This window comes from Halomonas sp. PGE1 (genome assembly GCF_013000985.1).
Taxonomy (GTDB): Bacteria; Pseudomonadota; Gammaproteobacteria; order Pseudomonadales; family Halomonadaceae; genus Halomonas; species Halomonas alkalicola.
Map to the genome: position 1 here is coordinate 821,824 of NZ_CP053032.1, position 22,579 is coordinate 844,402.

Annotated in this window: 20 protein-coding genes, 1 tRNA gene and 1 pseudogene; 19 read left to right on the top strand and 3 right to left on the bottom strand. The window is 67.5% G+C overall.

Annotated elements, in window-relative coordinates; translation table 11 throughout:
• The first annotated feature begins 4 nt into the window (after positions 1-4).
• The 14 genes from HIR79_RS03955 (at position 5) to HIR79_RS04020 (ending at position 13,720) form a co-directional block, all read left to right on the top strand.
• On the top strand, positions 5-892 hold the full coding sequence (locus HIR79_RS03955; RefSeq protein WP_086511955.1) for a branched-chain amino acid ABC transporter permease: 888 nt from the start codon (positions 5-7) through the stop codon (positions 890-892).
• A 2-nt stretch (positions 893-894) separates the two neighbouring features.
• Positions 895-1,878, top strand: a complete 984-nt coding sequence (locus HIR79_RS03960; RefSeq protein ID WP_169957264.1) for a branched-chain amino acid ABC transporter permease — start codon at positions 895-897, stop codon at positions 1,876-1,878.
• A 27-nt stretch (positions 1,879-1,905) separates the two neighbouring features.
• Entirely contained in the window at positions 1,906-3,114 is a 1,209-nt protein-coding gene (pcaF, locus tag HIR79_RS03965) for a 3-oxoadipyl-CoA thiolase (RefSeq protein ID WP_169957267.1), read from the top strand.
• Positions 3,111-4,169 (top strand): zinc-binding dehydrogenase, encoded by a 1,059-nt coding sequence (locus HIR79_RS03970; protein WP_211620929.1) that lies wholly within the window; start codon positions 3,111-3,113, stop codon positions 4,167-4,169. Before pcaF ends, HIR79_RS03970 begins: the two co-directional genes overlap by 4 nt.
• Positions 4,170-4,246: 77 nt before the next feature.
• Positions 4,247-4,732: a MaoC/PaaZ C-terminal domain-containing protein gene (locus HIR79_RS03975; RefSeq protein WP_169957269.1), complete on the top strand. Its 486-nt coding sequence runs from the start codon at positions 4,247-4,249 to the stop codon at positions 4,730-4,732.
• Between the two features lie 512 nt (positions 4,733-5,244).
• Entirely contained in the window at positions 5,245-6,219 is a 975-nt protein-coding gene (gene catA, locus HIR79_RS03980) for a catechol 1,2-dioxygenase (RefSeq protein ID WP_169957272.1), read from the top strand.
• 172 nt (positions 6,220-6,391) lie between these two features.
• A complete protein-coding gene (locus tag HIR79_RS03985) occupies positions 6,392-7,759 on the top strand; it encodes a Rieske 2Fe-2S domain-containing protein (protein ID WP_169957274.1) in 1,368 nt (455 codons plus the stop codon).
• Between the two features lie 32 nt (positions 7,760-7,791).
• Positions 7,792-8,280 (top strand): benzoate 1,2-dioxygenase small subunit, encoded by a 489-nt coding sequence (gene benB, locus HIR79_RS03990; RefSeq protein ID WP_169957276.1) that lies wholly within the window; start codon positions 7,792-7,794, stop codon positions 8,278-8,280.
• 120 nt (positions 8,281-8,400) lie between these two features.
• Positions 8,401-9,576 (top strand): ABC transporter substrate-binding protein, encoded by a 1,176-nt coding sequence (locus HIR79_RS03995; protein ID WP_169957279.1) that lies wholly within the window; start codon positions 8,401-8,403, stop codon positions 9,574-9,576.
• 66 nt (positions 9,577-9,642) lie between these two features.
• Positions 9,643-10,503 (top strand): branched-chain amino acid ABC transporter permease, encoded by an 861-nt coding sequence (locus HIR79_RS04000; RefSeq protein WP_086511520.1) that lies wholly within the window; start codon positions 9,643-9,645, stop codon positions 10,501-10,503.
• Positions 10,504-10,515: 12 nt separating this feature from the next.
• Positions 10,516-11,595, top strand: a complete 1,080-nt coding sequence (locus HIR79_RS04005) for a branched-chain amino acid ABC transporter permease (protein ID WP_169957281.1) — start codon at positions 10,516-10,518, stop codon at positions 11,593-11,595.
• Between the two features lie 3 nt (positions 11,596-11,598).
• Positions 11,599-12,378, top strand: a complete 780-nt coding sequence (locus HIR79_RS04010; RefSeq protein WP_169957283.1) for an ABC transporter ATP-binding protein — start codon at positions 11,599-11,601, stop codon at positions 12,376-12,378.
• Complete coding sequence (locus tag HIR79_RS04015) at positions 12,375-13,136, top strand: ABC transporter ATP-binding protein (protein ID WP_249322245.1); 762 nt, start codon at positions 12,375-12,377, stop codon at positions 13,134-13,136. The genes HIR79_RS04010 and HIR79_RS04015 overlap by 4 nt, the downstream gene beginning before the upstream one ends.
• A 32-nt stretch (positions 13,137-13,168) precedes the next feature.
• Positions 13,169-13,720: a benzoate/H(+) symporter BenE family transporter gene (locus HIR79_RS04020; RefSeq protein ID WP_283241851.1), complete on the top strand. Its 552-nt coding sequence runs from the start codon at positions 13,169-13,171 to the stop codon at positions 13,718-13,720.
• Here HIR79_RS04020 and tnpC read toward each other — a convergent pair.
• Positions 13,677-15,125 carry an IS66 family transposase gene (gene tnpC, locus HIR79_RS04025; RefSeq protein WP_154487592.1) on the bottom strand — a complete coding sequence of 483 codons (1,449 nt, stop codon included), beginning with the start codon at positions 15,123-15,125 and terminating at the stop codon, positions 13,677-13,679. The genes HIR79_RS04020 and tnpC overlap by 44 nt on opposite strands.
• A 104-nt stretch (positions 15,126-15,229) precedes the next feature.
• Between tnpC and HIR79_RS04030 the strand changes: the two are divergent.
• From HIR79_RS04030 to HIR79_RS04040, 3 genes and pseudogenes are all read left to right on the top strand, one after another.
• A pseudogene (locus HIR79_RS04030) lies at positions 15,230-15,934 on the top strand (benzoate/H(+) symporter BenE family transporter); the annotation flags it as partial.
• A 70-nt stretch (positions 15,935-16,004) separates the two neighbouring features.
• The gene (locus HIR79_RS04035) at positions 16,005-16,826 is read left to right on the top strand and encodes a universal stress protein (protein WP_169957285.1); all 822 of its coding nucleotides are present in this window, start codon (positions 16,005-16,007) and stop codon (positions 16,824-16,826) included.
• Positions 16,827-16,897: 71 nt separating this feature from the next.
• The gene (locus HIR79_RS04040) at positions 16,898-17,278 is read left to right on the top strand and encodes a hypothetical protein (RefSeq protein WP_169957287.1); all 381 of its coding nucleotides are present in this window, start codon (positions 16,898-16,900) and stop codon (positions 17,276-17,278) included.
• A 340-nt stretch (positions 17,279-17,618) separates the two neighbouring features.
• On the opposite strand, the gene HIR79_RS04045 is transcribed toward HIR79_RS04040, so the two are convergent.
• Positions 17,619-17,695: transfer RNA gene (locus HIR79_RS04045), tRNA-Met, on the bottom strand.
• 188 nt (positions 17,696-17,883) lie between these two features.
• Between HIR79_RS04045 and phbB the strand changes: the two genes are divergently transcribed.
• Positions 17,884-18,630 (top strand): acetoacetyl-CoA reductase, encoded by a 747-nt coding sequence (gene phbB / locus HIR79_RS04050; RefSeq protein WP_169957289.1) that lies wholly within the window; start codon positions 17,884-17,886, stop codon positions 18,628-18,630.
• 101 nt (positions 18,631-18,731) lie between these two features.
• Here phbB and HIR79_RS04055 read toward each other — a convergent pair whose 3' ends face one another.
• Positions 18,732-21,518, bottom strand: a complete 2,787-nt coding sequence (locus tag HIR79_RS04055) for a DUF349 domain-containing protein (RefSeq protein WP_169957291.1) — start codon at positions 21,516-21,518, stop codon at positions 18,732-18,734.
• A 262-nt stretch (positions 21,519-21,780) separates the two neighbouring features.
• Here HIR79_RS04055 and minC point away from each other — a divergent pair, with 262 nt between their 5' ends.
• Positions 21,781-22,530, top strand: a complete 750-nt coding sequence (gene minC / locus HIR79_RS04060; protein ID WP_169957293.1) for a septum site-determining protein MinC — start codon at positions 21,781-21,783, stop codon at positions 22,528-22,530.
• The last annotated feature ends 49 nt before the right edge of the window (positions 22,531-22,579 follow it).

The window sequence follows — 22,579 nt, forward strand, 5'->3', positions numbered from 1 at the left end:
CGACATGACGATGATATTCGGGGTGCCGCTGGCGGTGTTCATGGGGCAGCTGCTGCTGGGCCTGATCAACGGCGCCTTCTATGCCCTGCTGAGCCTGGGCCTGGCGGTGATCTTCGGCCTGCTGAAGATCGTCAACTTCGCCCACGGTGCCATGTACATGCTGGGGGCCTTCGCCGCCCTGCTGGGGATGCGCTACCTGGGCATCAACTACTGGGCGGCGCTGCTGCTCGCGCCGCTGGTGGTGGGCCTGTTCGGCATGCTGCTCGAGCGGATCATGCTGCGGCGCATCGCCCACCTGGACCACCTCTACGGCCTGCTGCTGACCTTCGGCCTGGCGCTGATCTTCGAGGGCACCCTGGTCAACTTCTTCGGCGTCTCCGGGGCCCGCTACCCGACCCCCGAGGCGCTGCAGGGTGGCTTCCAGACGGGCTTCATGTTCCTGCCCACCTATCGTGCCTGGGTGCTGGTGGCGGCCATCGTGGTGTGCTTCTTCACCTGGTACATGATCGAGCGCACCCGGCTCGGCGCCTACCTGCGTGCCGGCACCGAGAACCCGGCGCTGATGCAGGCCTTCGGCGTCAACGTGCCGCTGCTGATCACCCTGACCTACGGCTTCGGCGTGGCGCTGGCCGCCTTCGCCGGGGTGCTGGCCGCGCCGCTCTACCCGGTGTCGCCCACCATGGGCTCCAACCTGTTGATCGTGGTCTTCGCCGTGGTGGTGATCGGCGGCATGGGCTCGATCCTCGGCGCCGTGCTCACCGGCCTGGGCATGGGCCTGATCGAGGGCCTGACCAAGGTGTACTACCCCGAGGCGGCCAACACCGTGATCTTCCTGGTGATGATCCTGGTGCTGCTGACCCGACCCGCCGGCCTGTTCGGCAAGGAGGCATGACCATGTCCGCAACCCAGACCCTGACGCCGTCCATGAAGCGCCAGCGCCGTGCCGACATGCGCCGCAACGTCTTCTACCTGGTGCTGATCGGCATCGGCCTGGTGGCGCCCTTCGTGGCCTACCCGGTGTTCCTGATGAAGGTGCTGTGCTTTGCGCTGTTCGCCTGCGCCTTCAACCTGCTGCTCGGCTACGCGGGGCTGCTCTCCTTCGGGCACGCGGCCTTCCTGGCCACTGGCGGCTACATCACCGGCTACCTGCTGGCCAGCTACCCGGCGCTCACGCCGGAGCTGGGCATCATCGCCGGGACCCTGGCCGCCGTGGCGCTCGGTGCGGTGTTCGGCGCCCTGTCGATCCGCCGCCAGGGGATCTACTTTGCGATGGTGACCCTGGCGCTGGCCCAGCTGGTGTTCTTCGTCTACGTCCAGTCGCCCTTCACCGGCGGCGAGGACGGCCTGCACGGGGTACCACGGGGCGACCTGTTCGGCGTGATCAGCCTGCGCAACAACCTGGCGATGTACTACTTCGTGTTCGCCATCTTCCTGTTCGGCTTCGCGGTCATCCAGCGCGCCGTGCACTCGCCCTATGGCCAGGTGCTCAAGGCGATCCGCGAGAACGAGCCGCGGGCGATCTCGCTGGGCTACAACGTCGACGCCTACAAGCTGGTGGCCTTCATCCTCTCCGCGGGGCTTGCCGGCCTGGCTGGTTCCACCAAGACGGTGGTGTTCCAGCTGGCCTCGCTGACCGACGCCCACTGGCACATGTCCGGCGAGGTGATCCTGATGACCCTGCTGGGCGGGGTGGGCACCCTGTTCGGCCCGGTGGTGGGGGCAGGCATCGTGGTCAGCCTGCAGCACCTGCTGGCCCAGTCGCCACTGGGCAACTGGGTGGGGCCGATCCTCGGGGTGATCTTCGTGATCTGCGTGCTGAGCTTCCGCAGCGGCATCGTCGGCGAGATCCTCAAGTCCTACAGCAAGAACTTTAAATAAACCGCCGAAAATAACTTGGAGCTAGTTATGAATAGTGTCTACCTCTGTCATCCACGCCGCAGCGGTATCGGCCGCTTCGGCGGCACCCTCTCGAGCGTGCGCCCCGACGACCTGGCGGCCACCATCTTCAAGGCGGTGCTGGCCGAGACGCCGAATCTCGACCCTGCCGCCATCGAAGAGGTCTTCATGGGTTGCGCCAACCAGGCCGGCGAGGACAACCGCAACGTGGCGCGCATGTCGCTGCTGCTGGCGGGCATGCCGGTATCCATCCCCGGCACCACCCTGAACCGCCTGTGCGGCTCCGGCATGGACGCGGTGGGCACCGCCTTCCGCGCCATCAAGGCCGGCGAGATGGAGCTGGCGCTGGCCGGCGGCGTGGAGTCGATGTCTCGGGCTCCCTACGTGATGGGCAAGGCCGACGGTGCCTTCTCCCGGGGCCAGCAGATCGAGGACACCACCATCGGCTGGCGCCTGATCAACCCACTGATGAAGAAGGCTCATGGCGTCGAGTCCATGCCGGAGACCGCCGAGAACCTGGCCGAGCAGTTCGCCATCTCCCGCGAGGACCAGGACGCCTTCGCCCTGCGCTCCCAGCAGAAGGCCGCCGCCGCCCAGGCCGCCGGTCGCTTCGCCTGTGAGATCACCGCCATCGAGATCCCGCGCCGCAAGCAGGAACCGCTGCGCTTCGACCAGGACGAGCACCTGCGCGCGACGACGCTCGAGAAGCTCGCCGGGCTACCGACGCCGTTCCGGGAAGGTGGCAGCGTCACCGCCGGCAACGCCTCCGGGGTCAACGACGGCGCCGCCGCCATGCTGGTGGCCAGTGCCGCCGCGGTGGAGCAGCACGGCCTCACCCCCATGGCGAGGATCCTCGGCATGGCCACCGCCGGCGTCGAGCCGCGCATCATGGGCATCGGCCCGGTGCCCGCGGTGCAGAAGCTGCTCGCGCGCACCGGCGTGTTGCTGGACGAGATCGACGTGATTGAGCTCAACGAGGCCTTCGCCGCCCAGGCGCTGGCCTGCCTGCGCGAGCTGGGGATCGCCGGCGACGACCCCCGGGTCAACCCCAACGGTGGCGCCATCGCGCTGGGCCACCCGCTGGGCATGTCCGGCGCCCGCCTGCTGCTGACCGCGGCCCATGAGCTGCAGAAGAGCGGCAAGCGCTACGCCCTGTGCACCATGTGTGTGGGCGTGGGCCAGGGCATTGCCACGCTGCTGGAGAGGACGGACTCGTGAACGAGAGCATGCAGGAGACCATGAAGACCGTCGTGATTACCGGCCACGGTGGCAACGAGGTGGTCGAGGTCAGGCAGGGCGAACGGCCCCGGCGACGGCCGGGCGAGGCGCTGGTGCGCCTGGAGGCGGGCACTCTCAACCAGGTCGACCTCTACATGCGCAACAGCGGTGCGGGCATCACCCATGAGCTGCCGTTGGTGATGGGGCTGGACGGCGCCGGCGTGGTGGAGGAGGTCGAGGAGGGCGAGACGCGCCTGGCGGCGGGCCAGCGGGTGGTGGTGTTTCCCAACCTGACCTGCGGGCGGTGCGAGTTCTGCCAGCGGGGCGACGACGTGCTCTGCACCCGCATGCAGCTGATGGGCGAGCATGTGGACGGCACCTTCGCCCAGTGGCTCAGCGTGCCGGTGGAGAACCTCTTCCCCATGCCGGCGCACCTGGACTTCGTGCAGGCCGCGGCCCTGGGGGTCAACTACCTCACCGCCTGGCGGATGCTCTTCACCCGGGCGCAGCTGAAGCCCTGGGAGACCGTGCTGGTGTTCGGGGTGGGCGGTGGCGTGTCGCTGGCCGCCATGCAGCTGGCCGCCAGCATCGGCGCCAGGGTGATCGTGACCTCCCGGGAGGACGAGAAGCTTCAGCGGGCCCTGACGCTGGGCGCCAACGAGGCGATCAACGGCAGGAGCGAGGAGGTGGCCCGGCGCGTCATGGCGCTTACCGACGGCCGCGGCGTGGACGTGGTGGTCGAGAACGTTGGCGAGGCCGTCTGGGCCTCGGCCATGAAGTCGCTGGTGCGCGGCGGGCGCCTGGTGACCTGCGGGGCGACCTCGGGGGACCAGCCTCCGGCTGACCTGAAGCGTCTCTTCATCCGCCAGCTGCAGATCATCGGCTCCACCAGCGGCAACGCCGCGGAGTTCCGAGAGCTGCTCGCCTATGTGGAGCGCCACGGGATCACCCCCGTCATCGACAGCGTCTATCCGCTGGAGGCCATTCACGAGGCGCTGGATCGCCTCGAGTCGGGGAGTCGGATGGGCAAGGTGGGGCTGGAGATGGGGCACTGACCCCCGCGGGCACCACGCCAGAGACCGCCCTGCTTTCCACCCCAAGCCTGCCCACCCCCTGACCACCGGAGGCCGCGATGAGCGCTACCCTGACGACCCTCGACAACATTCCCTACGACGAGTTGAAGGAGGGCGATGCCGCCACCTTCACCCGTACCCTGACCCGCGACGAGCTGGTGCTGTTCGCGGCCGTTTCCGGCGACGTGAACCCCCTGCACCTGGATGCCGACTTCGCCGCGGCGACCCTGTTCAAGGAGCGTATCGCCCACGGCATGTGGAGCGGCTCGCTGATCTCCGGGGCGCTCGCCACCGTGATGCCCGGCCCCGGCACCATCTACCTGGAGCAGAGCCTGGCCTTCAAGCGTCCGGTCAGGCTGGGCGACACCCTGAGCATCACGCTGACCGTGCTCAGAAAGGAGCCCCGGAACCGCGTGGTGCTTGGCTGCCAGGTCTGCAATCAGCGCGGCGAGCAGGTGGTCGTCGGGGAGGCGAAGGTGATCGCTCCCACTGAGAAGCTCTCGTTGCCGAGGCCGAGCCTGCCGGCCATCTCCATCGCGAGCTGAGCCCCTCTATCTCTCTCGGTCGATCGCGCGCGATCGGCGGCTTGGCGACGGACAACCCCGTCGCCTTTTTTGTCGGCGTCATCGCCCATTATGCTTTTGTCGCACCTTCCCTCCTCCGCAGGGTTGATGGAGCGTGACTTCTCCCCGCGCCGGTGCTGCCGGAGCGCCGCCAATCCCTTGATTTGAGGCCGTCGCGCCATCGGCCATGCCGACCCCGCCGCAGAGCGGCGGCGGCCCGGCGCCGTCGAGCCCGCGGTTCCCTTGGATAATTCACTGGAAAATCATGGACTTTTTGTCGCCATTCTGGACGGGGAAGGGCGAGATTGGGCAGGCCGCGCCGATACCCCAGGGGTATGGCGGGGTACCCATTCGATATTGGTTGGGACTTGCGGCGAGGGCCAGAATCACCTCGACATCCAGTAAAAGTGGACGCCAGAGCCACCCACACCATGGCCTTGCACTCCCCCTGACGCAGCGCAGGGCACAACGACAACGACGAGGAGACGACCAGCATGACCGTGAAGATTTTCGATACCCCCGAAGTCCAGGATTTCCTGAAGACCGTCGCCGGCTTCGACCAGGAAGGTGGCAACGAGCGCGCCAAGCAGATCATGCACCGCCTGCTCTCCGACCTGTTCAAGCTGATCGACGACTTCGACGTCACCCCCGAGGAGTACTGGTCCGCCGTCAGCCTGCTCAACGCCCTGGGCAGTCAGACCCAGTTCGGCCTGCTCTCGCCGGGCCTGGGCTTCGACCACTACCTGGACATGCGCCAGGACGCCATCGACGCCGAGGCCAAGCGCGTCGGCGGCACCCCGCGCACCATCGAGGGCCCGCTGTATGTGGCCGGCGCCCCGGAAGCCGAAGGCTTCGCGCGCATGGACGACGGGAAGGATCAGGACGGCGAGACCATGTGGCTGACCGGCCAGGTGCGCGACGTCGACGGCACCCCGATCGCCGGCGCCAAGGTCGAGATCTGGCACGCCAACTCCAAGGGCGGCTACTCCTTCTTCGACCCGACCCAGTCCGAGTACAACCTGCGTCGCACCATCGTCACCGATGCGGAAGGCCGCTACACCGCGCGCAGCATCATCCCGTCCGGCTACGGCGTGCCGGAAGGCGCCCCCACCGACGTGGTGCTGAAGTCCCTGGGCCGTCACGGCGAGCGTCCGGCGCACATCCACTACTTCATCTCCGCGCCGGGCCACCAGCACCTGACCACCCAGATCAACCTGGCGGGTGACCCCTACACCTTTGATGACTTCGCCTTCGCCACCCGCGAGGAGCTGGTGGTGCCGGCCGAGCGCATCGAGGCCCAGGACGTGATCGCCCAGCGCGAGCTGGACGGCCCCTTCTCCGAGGTGGTGTTCGATATCGAGCTGGCCAAGACCGACGTGGCCGAGCTGCAGACCCGTCACGCCCGTCCGCGCGCCAAGGAAGACGAGCAGGACGCCGCCAGCAAGCTGGCCGGCACCGCCAAGGTCTGAGCACCAGCCCCTGACCCCCGCGTCGGCCTCGGCCGACGCACCCCCCAGATTCGCAGAATGCATGTCTCGCCATGGCGGCTCGCCGCCATGGGTTGGGGGAGCCTTGGCTCCCGCCAGGACGAGACATGCCTGACCCAGACAGCGTCTCTCACGAGACCCAGGAGTTCCGATCATGACCAGCAAGCTTGATCAACTCGAAGCGCGCGTCCGCGGCGCCGTCGTCGACGACGCCGAGCAGGGCATCTTCCGCTGCCACCGCAGCATGTTCACCGACCCGGCCTTCTTCGAGCTCGAGATGAAGCACGTCTTCGAAGGCAACTGGCTGTTTCTGGCCCACGAGAGCCAGATCAGTGAGCCGGGCGACTACATGACCGTCACCATGGGCCGCCAGCCCGTCGTCATCACCCGGGACAAGCAGGGCGAGCTGCACGCCCTGATCAACGCCTGTGCCCACCGCGGCGCCACCCTGTGCCGCCGCAAGCGCGGCAACAAGGGCACCTTCACCTGCCCCTTCCACGGCTGGACCTTCAAGAACGACGGCAAGCTGCTCAAGGCCAAGAACGAGAAGGTGGGCGCCTACCCGGACGGCTTCAAGCAGGAGGGCTCTCACGACCTCAAGCGCGTGCCGCGCTTCGAGAGCTACAAGGGCTTCCTGTTCGGCAGCCTGAGCGAGGACGTTCAGCCCCTCGACGACTATCTCGGGGAAACGAAGAAGATCATCGACAACATCGTCGACCAGGCGCCGGAAGGCCTGGAAGTGCTGCGCGGCACCTCCTCCTACACCTTCAAGGGCAACTGGAAGCTGCAGGCCGAGAACGGCGCCGACGGCTACCACGTCAGCACCGTGCACTGGAACTACGCCTCCACCATGGACCGCCGCAACTACGAGGCCGGCGGCACCAAGGCGGTGGACGCCGACGGCTGGTCGAAGAGCCAGGGCGGCTTCTACTCCTTTGATAACGGTCACATGCTGCTGTGGACCCGCCTGCTTAACCCCGAGGTGCGTCCGGTCTACCAGCAGAAGGAGTGGATTGAGAAGGAGTTCGGCGAGGCGCGGGCCGACTCCATCGTTAACCAGACCCGTAACCTCTGCCTCTACCCCAACGTCTACCTGATGGATCAGTTCTCCACGCAGATCCGTGTGCTGCGCCCGATCAGCGTCGACAAGACCGAGGTGACCATCTACTGCTTCGCGCCCAAGGGCGAGTCCGCCGAGAACCGTCGCGTGCGCATCCGCCAGTACGAGGACTTCTTCAACGTCTCCGGCATGGGGACGCCGGACGACCTCGAGGAGTTCCGCGGCTGCCAGGACGGCTACCACGGCGCCCTGGCCGAGTGGAACGACCTCTCCCGCGGGGCCAAGCAGTGGATCGAAGGCGCCGACGACAACGCCAAGGCAATCGGCATGCAGCCGCTGCTCAGCGGCGCCTCGCCGGAAGACGAAGGCCTCTACGTGCTGCACCACAAGCACTGGGTCGAGGAGATGCTGCGCGCCATCGACAAGGAACGCAGCCAGTTTATCGCCACCCAGACCGCCTGAGTCCGGCCCGTACCGAGAAGGGGAGAAGAGAGATGAGCCTTAGCTACCAAGAGATCCAGGCCTTCCTGTACCGCGAGGCGCGCCTGCTCGACGACCGCGAGTGGGACGAGTGGCTGACCTGCTACAGCAAGGACGTCGAGTTCTGGATGCCGGCGTGGGACGACGACGACCAGCTGACCCGGGACCCGCACAGCGAGATCTCGCTGATCTACTACCCGAGCCGTGAGGGTCTCGAGGACCGGGTCTACCGGATCAAGACCGAGCGCTCAGGGGCGAGCACGCCGGAGCCGCGCACCACCCACCAGATCACCAACATCGAGGTGCTCAAGGAGGAGGGCGGCAAGGTGGAGCTGCGCTTCAACTGGCAGACCCTGAACCACCGCTACAAGGAGACCCAGACCTTCTTCGGGACCTCCTTCTATACGCTGGACGTGTCGGGCGAGTCACCGCTGATCACCCGCAAGGTAGTGCAACTCAATAACGACTATATCCACCAGGTCATCGATATCTATCACATCTGAGATATCTACCACGTCTGAGAGGGACGATGGCTGTGCGGCACGGACGCCGCCTCAATAACAAGCGACTCAGTAACAAGCAAAGGCTCCAAGCCTTCACCTCTGATCATCCGGAAAACCACAATGAAAACCACCTTCAAGAAGTGCGCCCTGACCTCCCTGATCGCCGCCGGCATGGCCGTGGGCAGCGCCGCCTACGCCAGCGAAAACGGCGCCGTCAAGCTCGGGCTGATGCTGCCCTATACCGGCACCTACAGCGCCCTGGGCGAGGCGATCACCAACGGCCTGGAACTGGCCATCGCCCAGCATGGCGACCAGCTCGGCGGCCGCGATGTCCAGTACGTGAAGCTCGACTCCGAGGCCAACCCCTCGCGGGCACCCCAGAACATGAGCCGCCTGGTGCGCGGCGACAACGTCGACTTCGTGATCGGCCCGGTGCACTCCGGCGTGGCCATGGGCATGCTGCGGGTGGCCCAGCAGACCGGCGCCATCACCATCATTCCCAATGCCGGGCTCGGCGCCGCCACCAACGAACTGTGCATGCCCAACGTCTTCCGCACCTCCTTCAGCATGTGGCAGGTCAGCTACCCCATGGGCAAGGTGGCCTACGAGATGGGCCATCGCCGCGTCGTGACCATCACCTGGGACTACGCTGGCGGCAAGGAAGACCTGGCGGGCTTCGAGGAGGCCTTCACCGAGGCCGGCGGCGAGATCGTGCGCCAGATCCTGGTGCCCTTCCCGAGCACCGAGTTCCAGAGCTACCTGGCCCAGATCGCAAGCGACAGGCCCGATGCGGTCTACACCTTCTTCGCCGGGGGCGGCGGCGTGAGCTTCGTGCGCGACTACGACGCGGCCGGGCTCAATGACTCCATTCCGCTGCTCGGCTCCGGCTTCCTGACCGACGGCAACCTGGCCGCCATCGGCGAGGCGGGGGAGGGCGTCATGACCACCCTGCACTACGCCGAGACCCTGGATACCCCCCAGAACCGCGCCTTCGTCGAGGCCTATCAGGAGGCTTACGGCCAGATGCCCGACACCTATGCGGTGCAGGGCTACGACACCGGCATGATGCTGGTCCAGGCCATGGAGGCCGTGGGGGGTGACACCTCCGACCGCGAGCGGCTGATCCAGGCGCTGGCCAATGTCCAGCTGGACAGCCCGCGGGGGCCGCTGAGTTTCTCCGCCTCCCACCACCCCATCCAGAACGTCTACCTGCGCGAGATCCGCAACGGCAAGCATGAGGTCGTCGGCATCGCCCACGAGAACCTCGAGGTGCCGGACGAAGCCTGCCGCATGTAACGGCTGCCTCTTGGATAACGGGGCGGGCGTCGCTCGCCCCTTCATCGCGACTCTTGGAGGGGTCCCATGGATCTCGCATTCTTCGGCGTGCAGCTGCTCAACGGGCTTCAGTACGGCCTGCTGCTGTTCCTGATCGCCAGCGGCCTCACGCTCATCTTCGGCATCATGGGCATCATCAACCTGGCCCATGGCGCCATGTACATGATCGGCGCCTACCTGGTCTACGACCTGACCTTTCGCCTCGGCAACTTCTGGCTGGCGATCCTGGTGGCGATCCCCATCGCCATCGCGCTGGGCCTGATCATCGAGCGGCTCTTTCTCGATACGCTCTACAAGCGTGACCACCTCTACCAGGTGTTGCTGACCTTCGGCCTGATCCTGGTGCTCAACGAGATGCAGCGCATCATCTGGGGGGGCGACGTGCACAGCGTGCCGATCCCGGAGCTCTTCAGCGGGCGCATCCAGCTCACCGACAACCTGCAGTATTCGCACTACCGGCTCTTCGTGATGGGCGTCTGCCTGGCACTGGCCGGGGTGATCTACTGGGTCATCCGCCATACCCGGCTCGGCATCATCATCCGCGCCGGTGCGGTCAATCGCGACATGGTGGAGGGGCTCGGCATCAATGTGCGCACCCTCTTCACCCTGATCTTCAGCGTGGGGGTGGCGCTCACCGCCTTCGCCGGGATGATCGCCGCGCCGCTCACCTCCATCGCCCCGGGCATGGGGGACAGCATCCTGATCACCTGCTTCGTGGTGGTGGTCATCGGGGGCATCGGTTCGATCAAGGGCGCCTTCTGGGGTGCGATCCTGATCGGCATGGCCGAGACCTTCGGCTCGGTCCTGATTCCCAGTCTGGCCAGCATGGTCATCTACCTGATCATGGCCGCCGTGCTGCTGGTCAAGCCACGCGGGCTGTTTGCCTGAGGGAGAATTGAGATGTTGCATCGCTATCCCAAGCGGGTCGTCATCATCATGCTGGTGATGACCGCCTTCGTTGCCCTCTTTCCGCTGTGGGGGCCCGCCGTCTTCGGCGCCCAGAGCGACTTCATGATGGAAAAGATGACCCTGATGCTGATCCTGGCGCTGTTCGCCATGAGCCTGGATCTGCTGGTGGGGATCGTCGGGCTGGTCAGCCTCGGCCACGCCCTGTTCTTCGGCCTCGGCGCCTACACTCTGGCGCTGGCCAGCCCCGCCTTCAGCCCCGCCGCCATCTGGTGGATGATGCCGCTGGTGATGCTGATCTCGGCCGTGGCCGCGCTGGTGGTGGGTTTCCTGGTGATCCGCACCAAGGGCATCTTCTTCATCATGACCACCCTGGCCTTCGGCCAGATGCTCTACTACTTCGTCAACACCTCGCGGCATACCGGGGGCACCGACGGGGTCTTCATCATGTTCCGGCCCAGCGTGGAGATCGGCGGCACCGTGCTGCTCGACCTCGACAACCCGCTGACCTTCTTCTATGTCTGCCTGGCCATGGTGGTGGCGGGCTACCTCTTCCTGCGCTGGCTGACGCGCTCCTTCTATGGCCAGGTGCTCGACGGCATCCATGACAACGAGCACCGCATGGAGGCGCTGGGCTATGCCACCAGCCACTACAAGCTGGTCGCCTTCGTGATCTCCGGGGTGATGGCCTCCATCGCCGGCATGCTGGCGGCCATGCAGTACGGCTTCGCCAACCCGGCCCAGCTCGGCTGGCACACCTCAGGCGAGGTGCTGATGATGCTGATCCTGGGCGGCATGGGCACCATCTTCGGCCCCATCCTCGGCGCCTTCGCCTACGAGATCCTGCAGCACACCTTCGAGCACATGACCACTCACTGGCCGATCCTGATGGGCATCACCATCATCCTCGCCGTGCTGGTGCTGCCCCGCGGCATCGCCGGGCTGATCATCGATCCGCCCAGCCGCGAGTCGCTGGCCAAGTCGCCGCTGCTCAAGTGGCTGAAGCGTGAGCCGACCGCCACGCCACCCGAGACGGCCAAGCCTGCCGTGTCTGCCACCAGCAAGGAGGGTTGAGCCATGAGTGCCACGACACATCACGACGTCCTGCTTGAGACCCGGGGCCTGACCCGCCGCTTCGGCGGCCTGGTGGCGGTCAACGACGTCGACTTCACGCTCCTCCAGGGCGAGATTCACGCCATCCTCGGCCCCAACGGGGCGGGCAAGAGCACCCTGATAAACCTGCTCTCCGGCGAGTTCCCGCCCTCCGAAGGCGAGATCCTCTTCCAGGGGCAGCCGATCCAGGGCAGGAAGGCGCGCCAGATCGCCCGGATGGGCATCGGCCGCAGCCACCAGAAGACCAACATCTTCCCGCGCCTCACCTGCCTGCAAAACTGCCAGCTGGCGGCGCGTATCCACCTGGGCGGCGTCTTCGGCAGCTGGCGCTCGCGCCATCGGGCCCTCGAGGTGGACCAGCGCGCCCAGGAGGTGCTGGAGACCTGCCAACTTACGCATCGCGCCCATACCCCGGCCTCGGCCATGAGCTACGGCGAGCAGCGCCAACTGCAGATCGCCATGGTGCTGGCCACCGCGCCCAAGCTGATGCTGCTCGACGAGCCCATGGCCGGCATGGGCCGCGAGGAGACGGCCCAGGTCACCGAGCTGCTCAAGGGGCTCTCGGATCGCTACCCGCTGGTGCTGATCGAGCACGACATGGACTCGGTGTTCCGCCTGGCCGACCGCATCACCGTGATGGTCGACGGCTGCGTGCTGGAGACCGGGCCCACCGCCCAGATCCGGGCCAGTGAACGGGTGCGGGATGTCTACCTTGGCCGTCACCATGAGGAGTCCGCCGCATGAGCGCTCTATCCATGACCAATCCGCGGGCTTCCGCCTCGGGGGCTTCGGCCCCGCTGATCGATGCGCGGGGCCTGCACACCTACTACGGCGAGAGCCATGTCCTGCATGGCGTCGACCTGCGCCTGATGCCCGGCGAGACCCTGAGCCTGATGGGGCGCAACGGCATGGGCAAGACCACCACCCTGAAGTCGATCCTCGGCTTCGTGCCGCCGCGAGAGGGGGAGGTCAGCATCAAGGGCAAGCCCACCGCCAGGCGGCGCCCGTGGCAGCTGATCCGCCAGGGCATCGGCTATGTGCCCGAGGGGCGCGGCATCTTCCCCGGCATCAGTGTGCGCGAGCACCTGATCATGGCGGCGCGCCCCAACGAGCGCGGCGAATCGCCGTGGACCCTCGAGCGGGTGCTGGATACCTTCCCGCGGCTCGGCCAGCGCATCAATCACGACGGCTCCTTCCTCTCCGGGGGCGAGCAGCAGATGCTCTCCATCGGCCGGGCGCTGACCACCAACCCCGACATGGTCATCCTGGACGAGGCCACCGAGGGCCTGGCGCCGCTGATCCGTGACGAGATCTGGAAGATCATCCGCGAGATCAAGGCCTCCGGCATCGCCAGCATCATCGTCGACAAGAACATCGACAACCTGCTGGAGGTGGCCGACAAGCACCTGCTGCTGGTCAAGGGCGAGGTGGTCTACAGCGGTGATTCCCAGGGGCTCAGGGAGGATCCGTCGATACTCGACACTCATCTGGGCGTCGCCTGACGCCTAACCTGCTACACAACACGGAGCCAATGATGCAACTACACAAGGACTGGTCGATCCCCGCCGTCACGGCGGGCTTCGTGGCGGTGCTGATCTCCTACGCGGGGCCCCTGGCGATCTTCTTCCAGGCCGCCCAGAGCGCGGAGATCTCGACCGCCATGATGACCTCCTGGGTCTGGGCGATCTCCATCGGCGCCGCCGCCTCCGGGATCCTGCTCAGCCTGTGGCTGAAGGTGCCGGTGGTGACGGCCTGGTCGGCACCGGGGACGGCGCTGCTGGTCACCCTGTTCCCGAGCCTGTCGCTCAATGAGGCGGTAGGGGCCTACCTCACCGCCGCGGCGATCATCTTTGTGGTGGGCATCACCGGCTCCTTCGACCGCATCGTTCAGGCGATCCCGCCGGGCATTGCCAGCGCCATGATGGCGGGCATCCTGTTCCAGTTCGGCGTGGGGGTCTTCGTCTCTCTGGAGTCGGTGCCGGCGCTCGCCGTCGGCATGGTGATCGCCTACCTGGCGTTCAAGCGGCTCACCCCGCGTGTAACTATTCAGCACCGGTTGGCTGAGTCGGGGCTTCTTGCTGCATGAAGGCTGGCACCTCCCCCGCAAACAGTTGCTCCAGTGCGGTATGCGCCGCTACCCCTTGCTTGACGGCGGTCGAGAGAAAGCTACGCATGCGGCAGAAGATCTCAGCACCCTCCCAGGAGCGGAAACAGCCCGAGATTTTCTGCTGGACCTTGGTCATTCGCAGATCGCGCTCCCCCTGGTTGTTGGTGAAGGGAGCGGCAGGGTCGTCGAGGAAGCGCAACACGTCGTCCTCGTACGCCTGGAGGCGTTCCAGGAGGTTGCGCGGCTTGGTGCGCTTGGCCCGGCCTCGCGTTCCAGGTGGCGGTTTCACCGGCGGGGGGCACTCGGCGTCCCCTTTCGCCAGGCAATCTCGATAGCGCTGCCGCCAGGCTCGGGTCTCATCGGCCGAGAGGCAGCCGTCGGCCACCTCCACGGCGCGATGCATCTCCAACAACAGGTCATGCAAGGCCTTGGCCCATGCCTGGCCATCGTTCTCCCAGGCCGCTGTCAGCTCCCGAAGGTGGTGCGCATTACAGAGCGCGTGCCGGCAATCCGGATAGCGGTAGTAGGGCTTCCAGTGATCATGCACCAGCACGCCACGCACGAAGGGCAATACGCCGATGGCGTCCATCGCTTCCTGGCCGCGCTTGGGGTGCGGGGCCAACCAGGTCAGGGCCTCGTTGGAGGCGCTGTGTAGCCAGTAGCGTTTGCCACCGACCTGCATTCCGGTTTCATCGGCATGGACGGTGGCTGCTTCACGTAGCGCCGGGATCACCCACTCGGCGAACGCCTCGGCCCGCTGGTAGGCCTCCTGGTTGAAGGCGAACAGGGTGCCGGTGCTCAGCGACAGGCCGCACTGCGAGGTGAGCAACTCGCGGATACGCGCATAGGGCAACAGCTGATACTGGGAGAGATAGACGACATGCGCCTTGAGGCGAGGGCCATACTGGATGGGGCGAGTCACGCCCTCGGGGAATGGCGCCACGTAGCGTTGCCCCTGATCATCTTCGAGGACCTCAGCCTGATATTCGGTGACCACGGCCTGGATTACGATGTCCTGCACTTGGCGCGTTTCGACGCCGACCGGGCGGTAAGAACGCCCCTTGGGGAGTTGCCGACGATCGACACGGAGCTTGACCACCTCGTCGGGGTCCGTCACCGGCGCCAACGTCTTACCCTCATGCCCTGGCTGTCCGCCGGGGCGCCGCTCGCCTTTGGCGCGCGAGCGGCGCTGGCGATTGGGATCCTGGGACGGTGGCTTGCTGCTGTTGCGGCTACTGGTGGCCAGGCGATCGGCCATGAGCTTGACCAGCAGCATCAGCACATCGATGGCGGCACGCAGCGACGGCGAGACCGTCTGGTCTTCCTTGAGCTGCTGCCGGACCCGCTCCAGGGCCTCGTCGACGTTGATATCGCTGATGGTCATATCACCGCATAGGTGTGCCGAATGATGCTGTGCACTATGCCAGAAAAATCAGCTGGTTGGCGATATCCCATCCGCAGCCACCTGAATAGTTACCCCCGCGTTACAGCCTGATCTTGCTGCTGATCGTCGGCGTGGCGCTGGCCGTGGTGCTGGAGGGCGCGAGCCTGCAGGGCGTGTCGGTGAGGATGGCCGAGCCGCAGTTCATCCGCCCCGAGTGGACCTGGAACGCCACCCTGAGCCTGGCGATCCCGCTGGTGCTGGTCAGCCTCACCGGGCAGTTCCTGCCGGGCATGGCGATCCTGCGCACCTCGGGCTACAGCACGCCGGCCAAGCCCATCGTCACCGTGACCAGCCTGACCTCCTTCGCGACGGCCTTCTTCGGCGGCATCACCACGGTGGTGGCGGCCATCACCGCGGCGATCTGCACCAGCAAGGAGGCCCACGAGGATCCCGACAAGCGCTACGTGGCCGGGGTGGCCAACGGGCTCTTCTACCTGATTGGCGGCACCTTCGCCGGCACCATCGTGCTGCTCTTTACCTCGCTGCCCGGCGAGTTCGTGGCGATCCTGGCGGGGCTGGCGCTGATCGGCGCCATCACCAGCAACGTCAGCGCCTTCGCCGCCCACAGGGACCACCTGGAGGCCTCGGTGATCACCTTCATCGCCACCGCCTCCGGGATCAGCTTCCTGGGCCTGGGCTCCGCCTTCTGGGGCGTGGTGGTGGGGGCCCTGGCCTACCAGCTGCTGCACCGACCCTTCACGCTGTCGCGGCGGGATGCCCCTGCGGCGGCTTCCGAGAAACAACAATAGGCGCCAGGCGCCGATCACAGACGTGCCGGGTCATTCCGACAACTCGCCCGGCGCTTCGAGGAGAACCTTCATGCAGACGATCCATGTGGCCCTGGACGAGACCGACCACTCCCTGCGCGGCCTGGCGCTGGGCCGGAACCTGGCGGCCCAGCTCGGGGCCTCCCTGAACGTGGTGTCGGTGGTCGCCGACCCGGCCCAGTCCGAGAGGCGACGCGAGGCCCTCAGGGCTCGCCTGGCCGAGGAGAAGACCCCCGGCCTCGAGTCGATACCCGTTGAGGTGATGGTGAACGACAGCGCCAAGGACGCCCTGGCGAGCCTGGCCGATCAGGAGGGCGTTGGGCTGTGCCTGGGCGCCCACGGGCGTCGCCCGGTGCCGGAGATGCTGATCGGCAGCGTCACCGCGGGCGTGGTGCGCCGCGCCAGTCGCCCGGTGCTGCTGTGCGGGCCGCGCTATGTCCCGGAGCGCCATGCTCGGGTGGAGGTGGTGATGGTGTGCGTGGATGGCTCCACGCTCTCCGAGGCAATGCTGCCCCACGCGGTGGCGCTGGCCGAGTGCTTCGGGGCCCGCCTGCAGCTGCTGCAGGTGATCGACGCCAGCGCCATGGCGGCGGCCGCGGGGGAGGGCGGTCCGGGTGACGTGATGGAGTCCGGCTACGTGCACGGCCTGGCGCGGCGCCTGGAGCGGGAGTACCGCATCGAGGTGGACTGGGAGGTGCTGCATGGCACCCCTGCCGACGCCATCGTCAGCTACCTGGCCGACAGCCGCGACGTGATGCTGGCCATGACCACCCACGGGCGCAGCGGCCTCTCTCAGGTAGTGGCCGGCAGCGTCAGCCACGAGGTGCTCCACGAGGCGTGCTGCCCGGTGGCGGTGCTCAGGCCAAAGGGCTGATGCGGATCAACTTCTGGCCTTTTGAGGTGGGCTAGGCTGGGGGGAACCGAATCACCAACGAGGGGTTCCCCATGCTCGCTATCACCTCTGCCATGCGCCGCATGGCCCACGCCTGGCGCTGCCGCCAGCAGCGCCAGGCGTGGAGCGCCATGGACGCCGACCAGCAGGAGCTGCGGCTGCGCGACCTGGGGCTGGCACGCCTCGACGAATCGCTCTTCTGGTCCGGGGAGCGTTCGCCCCTGGAGCAGCTGCCGCGGATGATGGTGGTCTACGGCGTCAAGCATGCCGACACCATCCTGGCCGGCCCGGGTGTTCGCCGTGACCTGGAGCGGGTCTGCTCGCTCTGCCCGGAGAAGGCCCGCTGCAAGCGCGTGCTGGCCAGCGAGCCCGACGTGGATGCCTGCGGCTTCTGCCCCAACGCCTGTACCCTGGAGGCGCTGCGGCGGCACTGAGGGGCGGGAGGGGGAGGTCCACATCGGGCCGTGAACTCAAGAAAGCCGACTCCAGGAGGGGCCGGCTTTTTTCCGGTATGAACGGGGCATCGGGCACAAAAAAAGCCAGAACCTGTTGGTTCTGGCTTTTTTCGATGTTTGGTAGCGGGGACCGCCGGCCTCGAAACAAGAGGGAACCGATGACCGTCATCGGCCCCAAAGCAAAACGCCGGCTCCCTAGGGAACCGGCGTTTCGATATTTGGTAGCGGGGACCGCCGACCTTGGAACAGGCGCGAACCGATGACGGGTCATCGGGCACAAAAAAGCCAGAACCTGTTGGTTCTGGCTTTTTTCGGTATTTGGTAGCGGGGACCGGATTTGAACCGATGACCTTCGGGTTATGAGCCCGACGAGCTACCAGACTGCTCCACCCCGCATCAACGTGAGGCGTATTCTACAGGGATTACCCCTTTAGTCAAGGGTCCGGGTTCAAACGCTCGTCCCGGCACTGGTTCATGGTCCATACTCCGCGGAGTTGTCATCAAACTGGCAACGCTACAAAGAATAATTGGTGTGCAGGCCGAGTTGGCCTGGTCACAGCGTCATGACAATCAGGGAGGTTACAATGGCCAACAACGCAATCGTTGCTTGGGTGACCGGTGGAACCGGCGGCATCGGCAGTGCCATCTGTCGTTCGCTGGCCGATGAGGGCTATCAGGTGGTGGCCGGCTACCACAATCCGGAAAAGGCCAAGAGCTGGCTCGAAGCCCAGAAGGCGGATGGCTACAGCAACATCGATATTGCCGGGGTGGACCTGGTGGACTTCGAGGCCTGCGTGAACGGGGTCAAGGAGATCGAGGCGAAGCACGGCCCGATCGGCGTGCTGGTGAACTGTGCGGGCATCACCCGCGATGGCACCATGAAGAAGATGACCCCCGAGCAGTGGCACGAGGTCATCGACACCAACCTCAACAGTGTCTTCAACACCTGCCGCAGCGTGCTCGACAGCATGCTGGAGCAGCAGTACGGCCGAATCATCAACATCTCCTCCATCAACGGCCGCAAGGGCCAGTTCGGCCAGGTGAACTACTCGGCCGCCAAGGCGGGCATGCACGGCCTGACCATGGCACTGGCCCAGGAGACCGCCACCAAGGGCATCACCGTGAACACCGTGTCGCCGGGCTACATCGCCACCGACATGATCATGAAGATCCCCGAGAAGGTGCGCGAGTCCATCCGCGAGACCATCCCGGTCAAGCGCTATGGCAAGCCGGAAGAGATCGGTCGCCTGGTGGCCTATCTGGCCCACGAGGAGTCCGGCTTCATCACCGGCGCCAACATCGACATCAACGGCGGCCAGTTCATGGGCTGATCGCCCCGGTTTCCTGCGCCCCTGGTCATCGATCGGCCAGGGGCCGCCGTAACGACAAGAAGCGCGAGGCGATCCCTCGCGCTTCTGCCTTTTCTGGGGTCTCAGGGTGGCGGCAGGCGGGTCAGGCGCTCCAGCAGGCGATCCAGCTCCCCCACCTCGCGGCTCCACAGCGCCGGTGCGATCGGTCCCGTGGCCAGCAGCTCGCGCAGCACGCCGTGGACCTCCTCGGCGCGGGAGAGCTCGCGCCCGAGGTTCTCGTTGAGGCGCTCCACCTGGATCGCCAGGCGCAGCGGGTCGTCGCGGTGGCTGACGCTGCCCACGGCAAGCAGGGAGAGATGCACACGCACCCTCGCCAGGCGCTCCGCCACCTCTTCGTCGGTTTCGGGCGCCTGGCGCGCGGCGTTGCGGCGGGCGTGGGCGCTGCGCATGTCATCCGCCAGGCGCGGAGACTCGGGCAGCGCCACCTCGCGGGGCTCGCCGCCGGCCAGGCGCTCGGCGTCGGCTGCCAGGTGGGCGAGCAGCAGCGGCTGAACCTCTCGCCAGCGCTCCACCTCTTCCACCACTGCCAGGCGCTCGAGGCGCTCGCGTCGGGCGCGCACGATGCCCGACCAGCGCCGGCGCATGCCCTCGGTGCGACGTCCGCCGGGGAGGGGCTCCAGAGCGGCGGCCTCGGCAATGGCGGAGGCGAGCACCGCCTCGTCGGCGCTGCCGGCGGGGTGCCAGGCGTCCAGGCGTTCGATCAGCGCCTGCATGGCCTCCTGGCGTTCCCGGGCCTGACGGACGCGGTCGTCGCGCTCGGCTTCCCGGGAGGCAAACACCTGGTCGCACAGGCCGCGAAACTCCCGCCACAGCGCCTGCTCCTCGCCCCGTGGGGCGCGCCCCAGCTCGCGCCAGCGCTGCTGCAGCGCCTTGACCGCTTCGGCACGGCGGGCCGCGGGCATCGCCTGGCCCAGCAGGGCGCGCACCTGCTCGATGAGATCGCGCTTGGTCTCGGCGACCGCCCGGGCGCGCTGGTCGATCAGCGCCTGAAGCGCATGGCGGATGCGGGCGAAGCGACGCCCGATGGTCTCGGCCTGGTCGCGGGGCACCGGCGAGGCGCGTCGCCACTGGTCCCTGGCGCGGTCGCGGATCTCGCGCAGGGCGTCGGGATCGGCCTCCTCGGCGGGCTGCTCGAGCAGCGTTTCCAACTGATCGCAGAGGGCCTGCCGGGTGGCCAGGTGGGTCTGGCGCTCGGCGTCGAGGCGTTCGCGCCATGGGGCGAGCCGCTCATGGATGCGGTCGGAGGCGGCCCGGAAGCGGGCCGATTGTTCGCGATTGGCGGCGGCGTCCCCCAGCGCCTTCCACTCCTTGACCAGCTGGCGGTGGCGGCGATCCAGCGCGGCGTCGACGAGGCTCGCCTCCTCGGCCAGGGCCTCGATGGCCTGCAGCAGCTGGTCGCGCTTGGGGCCGGCCACGAAGCTGCGCCAGTCGCGCAGCTCGGCGAGACAGGCCCCCAGCTGTCGAAGGCGCGCCCGGTGGGGCTGGGGCACCCTGGCGTCGAGCCCGTCGGCGGCCTGGCGCAGGCGCTGGTGAAGGCGGCTGGCGCCCTTGAAGGCGCCGCGCTCCAGCAGGCTCTCCAGGTCGTCGAGGTCGGCGATGAAGCGGGCCAGGCGTGCCGTCTGATCTTCCTCGTCGCCCGGGGCATCCGGCTGTGCCAGACGCTGTCGGGCCCGCTGCAGCAGCGGGGCAGGGGCCAGGCCACGAGGCCAGTCGATGGCCCCCAGGAGTGCCGTGAGGCGGTCGTCATCGCCGTCGGTCAGGGCCCGCTCGAGCTCGTCGGCGCGCTCCTCCAGGCGCACCCAGGCCTGGCTGATGCGCTCGAAGCCTTCGCGGACGGCGTCATAGCGCTGGCGGAGCGCCTGGTCCGCCAGGTGCTGATCGGAGAGCGCCTGCCAGCGCTGGGCCAGCAGCTGCTTCTGGGCGCGCAGGCTGGCAATGTCCTGGGCCGTGACCACGTCGCTGCGCCCCAGGGCCTCGAGCCCCTCCTCCAGGGCCTCCACCAGCGCCTCCCTGGCCTGCTCGGCGTCCTCGCGGCGGGCCTCGGCGGCTTCGCTGGCGCGCAGCCGGGCCTCGTGGTCGCCGATCACCTTGCGACAGCGCAGGCAGGCATCGTGGAAGCGGCGCTCCTGAGTGGCGTCGGGGAGATCCTGAAGCGCCATCCATTCGCGCTCCAGGTGGCGAAAGCGGCCGCCATAGAGCGGCTCCCAGGGGGCGGTGGCGTGGCGTTCCAGATCGGCCAGCAGCCCCTCGCGGCGCTCCCGGGCGGCGGCCAGCTGCGCCGAGTCGGCGCGCAGGCGGTTGAGGCGCTCCCTGGCCCCGCGCATGACCTGGCGGTCGCGTCGCGCCTGCTGGGCCAGGCGAGCCAGTCCGGCCTCGCTGTCGACCCGCGCGGCGGCGGCGTGGCGCACGGCGGCGATGCCGTTGTCGCAGGCCTGGCGGATCAGGGCCTCCTCGCCGTCCAGCCTGGCCAGTGCCGCCAGGCGCAGCTGCTGGTTATCGCCCTTCAGACAGAGTTCGGCGAGCAGCGCGTCATCATCGAGCCGTTCGATCAGGGCGATGCGCGTGCCCAGTTCCAGGTTGCCGCTGCCGCCGGCGAGCAGGGCGATCAGCCGGTGAGTGAGCTCCGCTGAGGCATCGCCCCTGCTGAGCAGGGTGATCAGCCGCTCTGGGTCGTCGAGGCGGGCCAGCGCCTCGCTGCGCACGCCGGGGTCCTCATCCAGGGCGAGCCGCTCCAGCGCCTGGCGGTGCTCCTCGCGGCTGAGGTCGAGGCGTGCGACGGCCTGTCGCCGTACCAGGGGGTCGGGGTGCTGCCAGCGCGGGGCAAACAGGCGGCGGAGGAGTCCGGACATGGGCGATCCTGATCAAGGGGCGCATCACGCACCAGGACGCGCCAGTCGGTTATTGTCGGGAGGGCCGGGAAGGGCCGCCAGGCGAGGCTCGGGCCTGGCCTGGGTATCTAAGCATGCGGTGCCGCTGGGGAAAAGCCCGCGCTGTGGCCGCCTGGAGACACTGACAGTGTAGGCTTGCTGGGCGTATGATCAGTTGCAGGGGGCGCGGCACTCGCTTAGCTTTGGTGGCGTACCCCGACCAACACCGATGTGGAGTTCGGCAATGAGCCTCAAAGTGGACAGGGATAGCATGGCCTTCACCTTCAAGGGCGGCATGCTGCCGATGACGGTGATGGAACTGAGCAGTGCCGACCCCGAGCAGATTCGAGAGCAGCTCGCCGGCAAGCTCAGTCAGTCCCCGGCCTTCTTCCAGCACACCCCGGTGGTGCTCAGCGTCGAGAAGCTCGACGAACCCCACCTGGCCCTGGAGCGGATCTGCGCGGTGTGCCGTGCCCATAAGCTGCTGCCGGTGGCGGTGCGCGGCGGTGCCGAGCCGGTCAAGCAGTCGGCCTGGGCACTGGGCCTGGGCTGGTTCCCGCCCCTGGAGGCCAGCCGCCCCAGGGCCCTCGAGAGCGTGCCGCCGGTCGAAGCCGCGGTGGTCGCCGAGGAAGAGGCGGCGCTGACCTCCCCGCCGGGCGTGGCCAGCGGCGGAAGGATCTTCCGTGGCACGGTGCGCTCCGGCCAGCAGATCACCTCCCCGGAAGGGGACCTGGTGGTCATCGGTGCGGTGAACGCCGGCGCCGAGGTGCTGGCCGCGGGCAGCGTGCATGTCTACGGCGCCCTGCGCGGCCGCGCCCTGGCCGGCATCCATGGCGACCCCCTGGCTGCCATCTTCTGCCGTGAACTCCACGCCGAGCTGCTGTCGGTGGCCGGCAACTACAAGCGACTCGAGGACATCGACCCGCGCCTGCTGGGCGCCACGGTGCAGGTGCGCCTCGACGGAGACCAGCTCGGCATCACCGCGCTGACCTGAGGCACGGCAGGACCGAGAGGGTCATCCTCTTACCACTCAATGACAGACA